A 14,087-nucleotide genomic window follows, 5' to 3' on the forward strand; every position below is an offset into this window, starting at 1 on the left:
AATGATTATATGGCTGTTAGCCTTTTTCATACTGATTTTGGTTGGAGCAATCGGTTTGGATTTATTTCTTATATTCAAAACTTGGTTTTCGCGGATTCATTTTGGCAAATATGAAAATGAACACGATTGGGAGAAACCTATCATCACTACAGTGGCTCGTTGGTTAAAGCGAACACCGAAAGTACCTTTAACCGACCAAAGGCGTTGGGTGGCTTTAGATATCATCAAAGGTCAATATACAAGAGGCGAGATTCAATATTGGCAAGAGGCAGCTTTGTTATTGGCATTACCATCACCTCAGTTTATTTCAGAAGTCGATCGTTTTATCAATAAGAAAATCACTCCCTCTGGTGAATGGAAAACATGTCCACAACAGATAGATGGTGCAATCTTAGCTTATGCAATCCTTAAAAATAATCGGCTAAATGGTGAGTGTTATCAGCAAGCAATGGATGGGATGTGGCAAGTGATTCAAGCACATATTGGGAAGGATGGAACCGTCATGTATAGAAAGTCGATGGTAGACTATCGGTACGTCGATACAATTGGTTTTATTTGTCCTTTTCTGATTACTTACGGTGTGAAAAATAATAAGCCGGAGTGCATTGACCTTGCAATTCATCAAATAGAATCCTTCTTTACTCATGGGATGAGTAGTCAGATAGCAGTACCCGCTCATGCTTATCATATAAAATCAAAGGTGGGGACTGGACTATATGGATGGGGACGAGGAATGGCATGGTTAGCACTAGGCGTGATTGATTCGTGGAAGGAATTACCGAATCATCATCCTTATAAACATGAATTAGAGTTTAGGATAACACAATTGGCAAAAGTCATTTTGAGTCTACAGCAAGACTCTGGTTCCTGGAATTGGTTAATGACTAGAAAAGAAGCGAGAGCGGACTCTTCGACAACGGCGACATTAGGATATTTCTTAGCTCATGCTGCTTATATCGATGAGATTGCGGATCAGTGTTGCCAAGGTAGAGATAAAGCTATTCATTATTTGATGAAGGTAACAAGAAGGACGGGAGCGATTGACTTCTCACAAGGAGATACAAAAGATATTGGCGTTTATTCCCAATTGTTTGATATCCTTCCGTTTACGCAAGGGATGTCGCTAAGATTATTGGCAGAGAAAAGAAGATATCAGGAAGCAAAAAAAGATAGACAAGCTGTGAGCTAATGGGTGTGAACAAAGAAAAGTGAGAAGGGGACAAAATGAGATCACGCTACTCTCTAATTAATATAACAGCAGGTTTAACCAATCAGTTGATTATCACCATGTTAAGCTTCTTATCAAGAACGATTTTTATCCAAACATTAGGTGTAGAATATTTAGGTATTAATGGTTTGTTTACGAATCTTTTAGCGATGCTTACACTCGCTGAAGCAGGTCTAGGTGCTAGCATTATGTACAGTTTATATAAGCCTGTTGCGGACAATGATTATATGAAAATCCGCATTCTTATGAAATTTTATCGTCAAGCGTATATGGTTATTGCAGCAATTGTCTTCGTACTCGGTTTATTGCTTTTTCCGTTCCTTGATTTTTTTGTAAAAGGGGCGAATATTGAAGATGTAGAACTCATTTACTTTATCTTTTTGCTTAATACAGTTGCTCCTTATTTTTATATTCATAAAAATTCATTTCTGAATGTCGCACAGCGTGGTTATATTGTTACAGCCGTTTACACGGTTTCATCGATAGTAACGGCTGTAATGAAAATAGCTATTTTATCTTATACTCACAATTATTTACTTTATTTAATAATTGATAGTGTTATTACAATTGCCAATTCCATTATCCTTGCTGTGATGGTCAATCGAATGTACCCATATTTGCGCGAGAAGGTGGCGGGTAAATTAGATGAAATAACAAAGGGACAAATCACTACCAACGTGAAGGCGATTGTCATTCAAAACATAGGGAATTATTTATTATTCGGGACAGAGCATCTTCTGATTGCATCCTTTGTTAGCTTAGTGGCTGTTGGGATTTATTCGAATTATAAAATGGTCATTGATATTGCTCGTACGTTTATTAACCAGGTATTTAGTAATGTGTATCATAGTGTTGGCAATCTCGTGGCTAATGAATCAATGGTGAAGATCATAGCGATTTATAAATGTTATCGTTTAGTGAATTTTTGGCTGTATTCTTCGTTAACCATTGTATTGGCATTTACATTGGAGCCGTTTATAAGAATCTGGTTAGGAAGCGACTTCTTGTTTTCTCAAGAAGCGTTACTCGTCATTCTATTATTGACCTTCTATGAACGTGGCATGCGAAATTCTATATCGGCAATAAAAACAACAGCGGGTTTATTTCGTGAAGATCAATATGCACCGCTATTACAAGCAGGAATCAGCTTAATATTTGCACTTGTCCTTGTACAATTTCTAGGGATTACAGGCATATTTTTAGGGCATTTCCTTAGTGCGCTTTTCGTTCCGTTTTGGTTTACCCCGTATGTGGTCTATAAAAAATTGTTTAAGCTACCAGTAAGACAATATTTTACTTCATATTTGTCTCTTATGTTCATAGGATTGGTAGCTTATTTATTAACGAAAGTCATTCTTATGCCGTTTTCTCCTGTCAGTTTTTCTACTTTTCTTATTTACTTATTTGTCAGTTTAGTGCTACCTAATTTATTATATATAATCGTATTTTACCGAACGGACGAATTCCAATATATTTTAAAAATGGTTTTGACTATACTAAGACGCTTGCAAGCGAAGCGAAGAGATAGAATGATCTCTTCTTAGCACCAATATTTTAGGTGATTCTTGTCTAGTCCTGGTCGTGATATTGGCTTTTTTAAATAGTAGTATTCTGGTAAGTGTGAACTTGATAGGATCCATTCTCATGTTCTTTACCAGTGGTAAAACCGGCACCATCGGTAAATATATTTCTGGCGAGAATGGATTCTGCCTGCGTACTAAAGTCATTGGTGATGGCGCCTTTACCCATAAAAATATTATTATAAATTCTAAAGTTTTGTGTTCTTCCCCATGCCTTCATTGTTGACATAGTAAATTCGTTTTCATAAATAGCTAAACTGCTACCAGCACTTAAGATAATACCTAGGGGCGAAGTAAAACGGTTATACCTCACAACATCCAACGCCATTGCATCCCAGCCATCTTCCCAATCAATGTCACAGCCTGGTGTTCGTCCTTTATTATTAACAAATGTGTTTCCTTCAATTAACCACTCTTGACCACCACACATCGCAAGACCTGTGCTGGTGTTTTCTTCAAAATGACAGTTTTTAATTTTACATTGTCTTGGCATGCCAATGGTACGAAGGAAAGCGACTGCGCCGTTAAAGTCGGTATCGCCATCTGCAGGGGGGGCTTCTTGATAAATGACAATTTTGACCCATTTTGCCGCTTGTGGCTTATCATAATTGTAAAATTGTAGATTATAAGTTTGGGAAGAAATGAATAGGTGATTTTCATCGTAAAAGTATATAGAATACAGTCTGGACCGTAAATAACGGAACCCTTGATAACCTTGAGTGTAACCTAACAAATAATAACTACCCAGTCCTGAAACATTTAAATAGGTAGATGAACGAAAACGATGGCTGTTTATTTCCGTGCGTGAGTTACCTTGATCATCTATATCTCCTGGTTCAAAATGTGACCAGCTAACAACCGTATCACTTTTCACTTCTCCAAGCTCACGGTTATGAATTGTTCCAGTGATGAAATTGAATCCTGGTGATTGATTAAACGTACAAGATTCAAATGAAATATTTTTACAATCATCTATAAGCACACTCAAGCACCCTTCTGTAGACTCTCCAACAGTTGTGTCATTTTTTTCGCCATAAATATGGGTATTTATGAGTTTGGTATTTTCAAGATTAGTAAAGTAGAACATTCTGTAACCTGTTGTTGTTTTTTCACTTGCTTCAATTTGAATCTTACTATCACTGAAATCAATGATGATATTAGTCGGAGGAAACAATGTTCTAACAGTTGGATTAACTAAATAATGGCCGTAGGGGAAAATGACTTTTTTATATGGGCCTAGTAAGGCATCATCAAATGCTGCTTGAATCCCGTTTGTAGTTGCGAGAGCGTTTGTTCCATCTAAATGTATATCATATTGTTCTGCATCCACATGCAAAATGTCGGCTTCATCAATCGGTTGCTCTGCTCGTTCAGATACAGTCAAAGTAAAGCTTGCAGATATTGTTTTACTACTATCATAAGCAGTAATGGTCGTTGTACCGCTCGAAAGTGCTTCAACCACCCCATATTGTACTGTGGCGATTTGAATATTTCCACTTTCCCAGAAGACGATATTATCATTTAGCACATCAAAAGGTAATCCTTCTGATAAAGCAGTCGCCATCAATACAGTCGCTTCACCAACAACCATCGTTTCCTTCTTTTTATTAATCACGATCTCGGTGACCGTCCGATTAGATGGGGGGAGAGAGGGAGATAATTGCACATCTATAGGAATAGTTGTCGTAAAGCTCTGTTCTTCATAGGCTGCCATTACATTTACGGATGTCTGCCCTGCGGTTAATGCCTTTATACGGCCTCTGTTATCTACTTCTACTATTTGTTCATTATTACTTTGAAAATCAAGGGTGAGGTCTGAAGTGTATTGACTTGGAATGGCTTCAATAAATAACTTTTGGCTTTCACCAATTGCTAAAGAGATGGTTTGTGGTAACGCAGAAATGCCAATTAATTGTTCTGTTTGCTGATAATAGTCATAATTGTTTTTTACTTCCTCATCCGTTAATGCCCGATTATAAATAGCAAAAGCCACAATGGTTTCAGGTGCTTGATTATGTGCGACAAAGTCCTTTCTTAATTGAAGTGGTGATTGAATAAGCGCATTTACGGTACTAGCAAAATCAGTAGGTACAGGTCTTGGATCATTCTCATTGATTGCATCATTGATAAAGAGACTGGCTGTTTGATCGGTATTAAATCTGAGTGTAAAGAGATTAATCGCATGTGAATCAATAGGATTTAGCCAATCTTGATAACTTTTCTTTTGTCCTTGTTCATCTTTAAACCAATATGAATTAATGGCTCTTGTGTTTTGCTGTCCTGTTGTAGTCAAATACGGAATAAATACATCTGAGCGTGCAGCTGTGAATTTCCCATCTACTGTTTTCCAGTGCGATCCATTTGTGTTGAAGCTGGCCATTTGGATGGTTAATCCATTTTCAAAAGAAATGAGTTGATTCAGTGGGGAGGTATTTGTCGGTATTTCTACATAATCCTCGCGATTGACTAATAAGCCTTGATCTGTCACATAACCATCGCTCACTCCATCATGTGAAAGACCTATTAAGGAAGCAACGACCCCATGAATCGTATCACTAATAGAATTATTCGTTTCTCCAGAACGGTTGGTAAAGTCATAATGAAGAATAATACCCTCAGTTTGAATGCCAATTTTTTGATACAAGGCAGATTGTAGCGTACTCTTGTTTCCAGCATTATCTATTGCGTAAGCCTGTACGGTTGTGGTCTCAGTAATTATAAAAGGACCTGAATAAACCGGGCTTGTTGAAGTCGGTTCGTCTCCATTTAAAGTATAATAGATCGCCGCTGGTTCACTTGAAGTAATAGTAATTTCGTGTGATTGTGAAAAAAAGCCACTAGGTGTCACCGTTAAAGTAGGTGGTGTTTCGTCTAATTCTAAGGTAGTAACGGTAATGCTAACCCCTGAAGAGGTTTGACCTGCTTCGTTTTTTGCTTGTACGGTAAAAGTATAAAAGGTGGATGGGGACAAGTTTGCTAAAGTGACAGAAGGATTGACGACATTCTCTCTAAATTGGTCATTTTGAGAAATGTCATAAGAGGTAATTCCATCATGATAAAGAGGTGGGTCCCATTGTAACGTAACGGTAGTAGCAGTTACTTGATGAATGATTAAGTTTTCTACATTTCTTGGAGGTGATTCAGGCTCAGGTTTGAGTTCGTCATTATTTAACCAAGAACTTACATAACATCTAAAAGGGACAGATGATTGCACAGAGAGCGTGTTAAACGGAGCAAAGTTTCCCTCGAATGTTTCATTTGCCTTAACGGTAATCGTGATATTGTGAATGTTAAATGACAACGAAGTGCTTGGATGTAAATTTGTTATTTTTAAACGGATCATCGCGGTATCGTAATTCTTAATCGTTGGTGCATTATTCTCAAAATAATCTTTGATAATAAAAATCACTTTTTCTCGCCTCCTTTTCTAGATAGGTTATCTTATGCGCGTACTGTCGCTTTTTTACTATATATTTATGTTTAATAGTACTTTAGATGAGAAAATCAGTGTCAACCATTATGAAAGTAATTAAATATAGTTCGTTTAACCTAATTTTTATTGACGTCTAGTGGTGAATCATGGTAAATTGATAATAATAGTTCGTTATATAGAATATAAATGTTCTTTTTAGGAATAAGGAGTGGTTACTTGAAGGATATTGTCTATTTTTTAAAACAAGTTTACCAATACGCTGGCTGGAGACTATTCGCTAGCTTAATAGCAGTTACAATTGTCAGTCTATTAGATGGATTAGCTATCCTTTTACTAATCCCATTGATTCATTTTACCGGAATGGTCGATTTCGGCTTAGAAAACTCCTTTTTATCCTCTTTTTCCTTATTCGAACATGTACCATCTAGTGTAGTACTGCCGTTGATCTTACTGATTTTTGTTGTCATTGTAGCTGTTCATCATCTTATTGAAAAAGCTGTGATGATAAAGCATACGCGCATACAAATGGGTTTTTTGACACATTTACGGATGAGTATCTATCAGGACATATTGTTGAGTAATTGGTCTTTTTTCCTGAAAAAGAGCAGTTCCGATTTAATCCATACAGTGCTAACCGAGATTGCTAAAACAAGTGGTGGTACGAGGTCTATTTTACAATTATGTACGAATCTGATTTTCGCTTTCGTGCAAATTGGCATGGCGTTTATTCTGTCTCCGTATATTACAAGCTTTGTCCTTTTGCTTGGCATGGTGGCCATTTATATGAACAGGAAATATTTGAAGCTGACACAAGCGTTTGGTAAACAAAATTATACGTTAGGTAAAAAATTCCTAGCCGGAATAACAGACCAATTAGGGGGAATCAAGGAAATTAAATCTAACCATTTAGAAGAAGCACAACTACGCTGGGCTGGTGAAATGACGGCTCAAATGCAAGAAGAACAAGTGAATTATATGAATACGAGATTACGTTCACAGTTGAATTATAAAATTTCATTAGCTGTATTCATCGCGGTCTTTGTTTATCTATCTATTCAATTATTTCAAGCTCAATCAGCAACACTATTACTCATTGTTGTTATATTTTCTCGCCTTTGGCCGAGAGTTGCAGGTATTCAATCCTCTTTAGAACAAATAACAACAGCTATCCCATCTTTTAAAGCGGTAAAATTATTACAGGTTGAATGTAAACAAGCCCGCGAGGAACTTATTTCATCAGATGAAAAACTCAAATTAGAGAACAGTATTACTTATCAACAGGTGTCTTTTCGCTACGTTAAAGAGAAATATGCCTTAAAGGATATTAATGTAACGATCCCATCAAAAAAGATGACAGCAATTGTCGGCAAATCAGGTGCGGGTAAAAGTACATTCGTGGATTTACTGATGGGCTTAAATCAACCACAGGAAGGCGCATTGCATATTGATGGACAAAAGATTAGCAATCATTCGCTTGCCCTATTAAGACAGAGCATTGGTTATGTCTCTCAAGAGCCTTTCTTATTTAACGGTACGATTAGAGAAAACTTGCTACTCCTTCGCCCAAATGCGACAGATCAAGAACTATGGCAAGCCTTGTCCTTTGCTTCAGCAGCTGATTTTGTGAAAAAATTACCTGAATCTTTAGACACTTACATTGGCGATCGAGGAATAAAGTTATCTGGTGGTGAGAAGCAAAGGCTTGTTTTAGCAAGAGTGATTTTGAAAGATCCTTTAATTCTTATACTTGATGAAGCAACGAGTAGTTTAGATACCGAAAATGAAAAGAACATTCAAGAGAGTATTGAACAATTAAAAGGAAAAATGACAATCATAGTAATTGCTCACCGCCTCTCCACCATTAGAGATGCCGATCAAGTAATCGTGTTAGATGAAGGTAAAGTTGTTCAAGTCGGAGAATTTGTTCAATTATCTAAAGATAAGAACCAGTTATTTAGTCAACTATTACAGAGGCAGGTGGAGGCAATGTAAATATTACCTTTTCCTAAAGAAAAAATAGAAAGGATTCGTGATTTTATGAAAAAGCCGTGGGGAGAAGTAAAACTAGAAGTACTAGATGTAAAAATGACCATGAAAGGTGGAGGACATGGGGGAGGAAAGGATCCCCAGGATCCTGCTGATCCAGAGCCGGAAACAGATATCTACAGTTGAGGAAATGTCCTTATGTACTTTTGTACATAAGGATTTTTTACTAGAAAAGAGATTAAGTTGTTTATTTCAGGGCGCTCTGCGTTTTTTATTTAGGTGGTGAGTATATGTTTAAAAAAGTAACTAGTCAGAAGGAACAAGAGGCTTTTGCTACTACATGGGAATATTTTTGTGAGAGGAATGGTTGGCATAAAGACCCTTATGCACAAACAGGCGAGAGGTATCAACTATTGTTATCTAAAAAGGACCCGACCATTATCGGTACGATTGAATTTATTCCTTATCATGAAGAAGCGCAAGTTGAAAGGTATTTTCGCTTTTCTAAAATCCCATCTATTTTTCAACAACAGGAACGGGTATGGGAGATAGATAAACTTTGCTTACATAAAGATTATCATAGACAAGGGTATTTCTTTCATTTTTTTGAAATCATTTATGATCATGCCCTTCTTCATCAGCCGAAATATTATATAGCTATATTAGAAAAAAAGTTATATCGACTTTTAAAAATGTCTGTTGGTCGACGAATAATACGGGTCGATAAACAAACTGTCAGATCAGAAGCATCACTTATTCCAGTTGTAATACAGATAGAACAAATAATGAAGGATGATACAATCTTACAGTCACTTCTCTTGCGTAGAAATAAATTATTGTTGTGGAAATATTTCTTCAGAACAGGATTAAACCGATTGAAAAATAAAGCTGTGCGTATTCTTAGGGGGTAAATCATTGGTACTTTGGAGATACGGAAAACAGGTTAGTTGGATGCTCATGACGATTGGTTATATGGTTTTCATTTGGCTTCAATCTGAATATTTTAACCCCCAATTAATTGAAATATATGCTTATAGACTAGATTTTCCTATATTAGTAATTCTTGGCACTGTTTTTGAATTATTGCATCTTATCGAGTTTGGCATTTTATTTATTTTCCTTATCTTTACCTTTAAGGCCAATCCAAATGGGGAGTTTACAAAAGAGAAAATGATTGTTTGTTTCATTTTGTCCTTACTTTATAGTCTGATTGATGAAATTCATCAATTATATGTTCCTTATCGTTCTTTCTCTTTTGTTGATATTTTTAAGAACTTTATCGGTATTTTCATTATTTATTATATTGTTAAGAAAAGGTATAAGTGGTGAATTGTAGTGTCCATTTCTTCTCTTCAATTAAAGCTTTTTTATTCCGTTTATTTTGTTACAATTGTCTATTTACAGGCGAATACACAAACAGAATACTTCGATGGGAATAGCATATAGGTAGTTGAATATGAAACGTATATAAAATAAATAGATAAAAAGTTTATTAGTATCTATAAGGGAGAGAGGAAATTTGAGATATGTGAGAATCATCGAGGAAATCAATCAATTGAGGCAATTGTTAAGTAATATGTATGAACAAGGCCTATTCGATGGTGAAGAGGTAGAAGAGAGGCTCACATATCTTTTTCAATTGCTGTTTCCGGATAGAATAGGTGAATTTTTACAGGAAATTCATGAGATTCCTGATGAGTCTCTTAGACTCTTGGCTGAGATTTTACAAGATCCCATATTAGTTCCAATCTTGAGAGAAGTAAGTGAAGGAGCAGCTGGTGAAATAAATATGCCTCATGCTTGTAGTCAAAGATGTAATTGTCGGATGTGTAGATGGTGCAGAAGAGGGGTAACGGGTGCAACAGGAGTAACTGGACCAACGGGTATGACAGGTGCAATAGGCTTAACCGGAAGTACGGGAATCACTGGTCTAACGGGGGCCACCGGAGTTACAGGTATAACAGGGGCGGATGGTTTAACTGGAGCGACAGGAATCACCGGCCCTACCGGAGCGATAGGGTTAACCGGGGCCACTGGAATAACTGGTTCCATAGGAACCACCGGCCCTAATGGTGTGACAGGAGTAACAGGAATGACTGGATCTACTGGCTTAACAGGTAGTGCAGGGGTGACGGGAACAACTGGAGAAGCAGGGGTCACAGGCGTAACTGGTCCCACAGGCACAACAGGTATCACTGGGAGCACAGGAAATACCGGAGCTACGGGTCTAAATGGAAAAATGGGATTAACAGGTCCAACAGGGACCACCGGTTTGACCGGGATAACTGGAGAAACAGGTTCAACAGGAGTCGCAGGCTTGACAGGGGCTACGGGCGTATCAGGTGTGACGGGAAGTACTGGTGCGACAGGCAACACTGGACCAATAGGCGAGACTGGAATAATGGGTTCAACCGGCCCTAATGGTGTGACAGGAGTAACGGGAATGACTGGAGCTACAGGAATCACAGGCCAAATCGGTCTTACAGGGAGTACCGGAGCCACTGGCAACACCGGAGTAGCAGGAATAATGGGTTTAACAGGAGCAACAGGTTCAATCGGTTTGACGGGAGTAACAGGATCGACCGGGATCACCGGTTCAAGGGGCTTAACAGGAACAACGGGAACTACGGGTTCAACAGGAGTAACAGGGGTCACGGGTCCAACAGACTTGGCGGGAATAACCGGAGTGACAGGTTCAATCGGTTCGACGGGTCTAACGGGAGCCACAGGTTCAACGGGTGCAACAGGAATCACCGGAGCAATTGGCTTGACGGGGTCTACGGGTTCAACAGGAGTGACAGGTATCACAGGAAGTACTGGACCGACTGGAATCATTGGAACTACTGGTTCAACTGGTAACACAGGAAATACAGGTCTAACGGGTCTAACTGGCTTAACGGGCTTAACAGGTGCAACTGGAATTACGGGGTTAATCGGTTTGACAGGAGTAACGGGTTTAACAGGATCCACAGGAGTCACCGGTTCAACCGGCTTGACGGGAGTAACAGGTCTAACAGGGGCGGCCGGAATCACAGGTCCAACTGGTCCAACTGGTCCAACAGGATTAACAGGTATAACGGGACCAACCGGCTTGACCGGAATAACTGGTCTAACCGGTGTAAACGGTTTGACTGGGACTACAGGAACCACTGGGCTAACAGGAGCGACGGGGATCACAGGCCCAACTGGCTTGACGGGAGTCACCGGTTTAACAGGAACCACAGGATTAACAGGGTCAACCGGAGTAACAGGTCTAACAGGGACGACCGGAAACACGGGTTCAACAGGAGTGACTGGCATTACGGGAAGTACAGGTTCAACTGGTGTGACTGGCATTATAGGTCTAACGGGTCCAACTGGCTCAACAGGGTCAACTGGAATTACCGGTCTAACGGGTATCACCGGTTTAACAGGCTTGACAGGAATCACAGGGAATACCGGAGTAACGGGTAGTACTGGAACGACGGGAACTACAGGAACTACAGGTCTAACGGGAGTAACAGGAATTACCGGAGCAATAGGTTTAACCGGAGTCACAGGCCTAACAGGGACGACCGGAATCACGGGTTCAACTGGCGCAACGGGCGTAATAGGTCTAACAGGATCGACCGGAATCACCGGATCAACGGGTTCAACCGGTGTCGCAGGAACCACAGGAAATACTGGGTCAGTCGGCTTGACGGGAGTAACTGGTTTAACTGGATCAACAGGAGTCACAGGAACAACCGGTCTATCGGGAATCACCGGTCCAACCGGAGCAACGGGTATAACAGGATCGACCGGCATCACGGGTTTAATTGGAGCCACGGGTTCAACAGGAGTGACCGGTATCACCGGAAGTACTGGTGTAACGGGCATAACAGGAACAACAGGTATTACGGGGTCAATCGGCTTGACTGGAGCACCAGGTCCAACAGGAGCGACAGGAATAACAGGATCAGCAGGTTTAACAGGGTCAACAGGAATCACAGGAACAACCGGCTTGACAGGAGCTACTGGTTTAATTGGAGCCACGGGTCCAACAGGAGCGACAGGTTTAACAGGGTCAACAGGAATCACAGGAACAACCGGCTTGGCAGGAGCTGCAGGTCTAACTGGAGCCACGGGGGTCACGGGTTCAACAGGAACAACAGGAATTACGGGGTCAATCGGCTCGACAGGATTAACGGGTTTAACTGGACCAACAGGAGTCACAGGAATAACCGGTTTGACAGGAGCGACCGGAATCACCGGAGCAATAGGTTTAACAGGAGTAACAGGTCTAACAGGGTCGACCGGAAATACGGGTTCAACCGGTGTCACAGGAACCACAGGGCTAACGGGAATCACAGGTCCAACTGGCTCAACGGGCTTAACAGGAACCACAGGAATTACTGGGTCAGTCGGCTCGACAGGAGTAACTGGTTTAACTGGATCAACTGGTTCAACAGGAGCGACCGGTATCACTGGATCAACAGGAATCACCGGTTCATCCGGCACGACGGGTCAAACAGGGGCCACAGGAACTACAGGGCTAACGGGAATCACAGGAGCAATAGGTTTAACAGGAGTAACAGGTTCAACAGGAGTGACCGGTATCACCGGAAGTACTGGAGCAACGGGCATAACAGGAACAACAGGAATTACGGGTTCAATCGGCTTGACAGGAGTAACTGGTTTAACTGGATCAACAGGTCCAACAGGAATCACAGGAACAACTGGTCCAACAGGCTTGAGTGGATCAACTGGCCTAACAGGGGTAACCGGTTTGACTGGGGCGACAGGAACTACTGGGCTAACAGGAGTGACGGGGATCACAGGCCCATCCGGCTTGACGGGAGTCACGGGTTCAACAGGCCCAACCGGCTTGATTGGAGCTACAGGTCTAACGGGAGCCACAGGGGTCACGGGTTCAACAGGGGTGACCGGTCTAACGGGAAGTACCGGAGTAACGGGTGTTACTGGAGCGACAGGATTCACGGGGACTGCAGGCACAACCGGTCTAACGGGAGTAACAGGAATCACAGGTGCAACCGGCTTAACGGGTGTAACAGGACCTACGGGTCTAACGGGAGTCACGGGTTCAACAGGGGTGACCGGCATCACTGGAAGTACTGGACCAACGGGAATCACGGGCTCAACCGGTACAACTGGTTTAACAGGGCTAACGGGAATAACAGGTCTAACAGGGTCGACAGGAATCACCGGTAGTACTGGATCGACGGGAATCACCGGTTCAACAGGCTCAATCGGCCCAACGGGAGTCACAGGTCTGACTGGCCTAACAGGTCCAACCGGAGCTACGGGGCTAACAGGATCTACCGGGATCACGGGTCCAACAGGTCCAACCGGAGCGACAGGAATAACAGGTGTAACTGGTCCATCGGGCATTTCAGTACCTATTGTCGGATTTTCAGCTAGAACAAACTTAAGTGGGATTAGTACTTCGCAACAAATTGCTAATTGGAATATTGCTTCGCCAAGCTATAGTAGTGCAAGTTTTAATGCTACTACAGGTACTTTTACAGTACCAAATACAGGGAGATATTCTATTAAGGCAACAATTAATTATCAAACAACTACCACTATTTCTATAGCTATCGGTGCAGGAGTTAATCCGACTTTTAGTGTTAGAAGAATATCTACTTCAACAGATTTAATTACTGGTGTATTTCCAATTCTAGATGTGAATATTATTTTATTATTGAGTCTGAGAACTATATTAGGAGCTGGAACAGTTACTCTTTCAGGTGATATGACTTTAAATGCGGGCGATACAGTGGGTTTATTCTATAATGCAAATGGGCTTACAATTAGCTTGAATTTGGGATCAGGGGCTTTACCCATTGTTTGGTCCATCCACCAAATTGGATAAAAAGAG

8 protein-coding genes are annotated in these 14,087 nt (G+C 40.6%); 7 read left to right on the top strand and 1 reads right to left on the bottom strand.

Annotated features, from left to right (window positions below; genetic code table 11):
* The first annotated feature begins 1 nt into the window (after position 1).
* Together MKX29_RS14195 and MKX29_RS14200 are read left to right on the top strand one after the other, a co-directional pair.
* Positions 2-1,189 carry a glycoside hydrolase family 88 protein gene (locus MKX29_RS14195; protein WP_341106175.1) on the top strand — a complete coding sequence of 396 codons (1,188 nt, stop codon included), beginning with the start codon at positions 2-4 and terminating at the stop codon, positions 1,187-1,189.
* Positions 1,190-1,224: 35 nt separating this feature from the next.
* A complete protein-coding gene (locus tag MKX29_RS14200; RefSeq protein WP_341106177.1) occupies positions 1,225-2,772 on the top strand; it encodes a lipopolysaccharide biosynthesis protein in 1,548 nt (515 codons plus the stop codon).
* A 52-nt stretch (positions 2,773-2,824) separates the two neighbouring features.
* Here MKX29_RS14200 and MKX29_RS14205 read toward each other — a convergent pair whose 3' ends face one another.
* Positions 2,825-6,217 (bottom strand): chitobiase/beta-hexosaminidase C-terminal domain-containing protein, encoded by a 3,393-nt coding sequence (locus MKX29_RS14205; protein ID WP_341106179.1) that lies wholly within the window; start codon positions 6,215-6,217, stop codon positions 2,825-2,827.
* Between the two features lie 240 nt (positions 6,218-6,457).
* Here MKX29_RS14205 and MKX29_RS14210 point away from each other — a divergent pair, with 240 nt between their 5' ends.
* The 5 genes from MKX29_RS14210 (at position 6,458) to MKX29_RS14230 (ending at position 14,081) form a co-directional block, all read left to right on the top strand.
* The gene (locus tag MKX29_RS14210; RefSeq protein ID WP_289434434.1) at positions 6,458-8,233 is read left to right on the top strand and encodes an ABC transporter ATP-binding protein; all 1,776 of its coding nucleotides are present in this window, start codon (positions 6,458-6,460) and stop codon (positions 8,231-8,233) included.
* 45 nt (positions 8,234-8,278) lie between these two features.
* On the top strand, positions 8,279-8,413 hold the full coding sequence (locus MKX29_RS14215) for a paeninodin family lasso peptide (RefSeq protein ID WP_224937939.1): 135 nt from the start codon (positions 8,279-8,281) through the stop codon (positions 8,411-8,413).
* A gap of 104 nt (positions 8,414-8,517) precedes the next feature.
* Positions 8,518-9,138, top strand: coding sequence for a hypothetical protein (locus MKX29_RS14220; protein ID WP_251163351.1), 621 nt, complete (start codon positions 8,518-8,520; stop codon positions 9,136-9,138).
* Positions 9,139-9,142: 4 nt separating this feature from the next.
* Positions 9,143-9,556 carry a VanZ family protein gene (locus tag MKX29_RS14225; protein ID WP_224937937.1) on the top strand — a complete coding sequence of 138 codons (414 nt, stop codon included), beginning with the start codon at positions 9,143-9,145 and terminating at the stop codon, positions 9,554-9,556.
* A 910-nt stretch (positions 9,557-10,466) separates the two neighbouring features.
* Positions 10,467-14,081, top strand: a complete 3,615-nt coding sequence (locus MKX29_RS14230; protein ID WP_445662708.1) for a beta strand repeat-containing protein — start codon at positions 10,467-10,469, stop codon at positions 14,079-14,081.
* Positions 14,082-14,087 lie beyond the last annotated feature (6 nt).

Source organism: Cytobacillus sp. FSL R7-0696, from assembly GCF_038006865.1.
GTDB classification, from domain to species: domain Bacteria; phylum Bacillota; class Bacilli; order Bacillales; family Cytobacillaceae; genus Cytobacillus; species Cytobacillus kochii.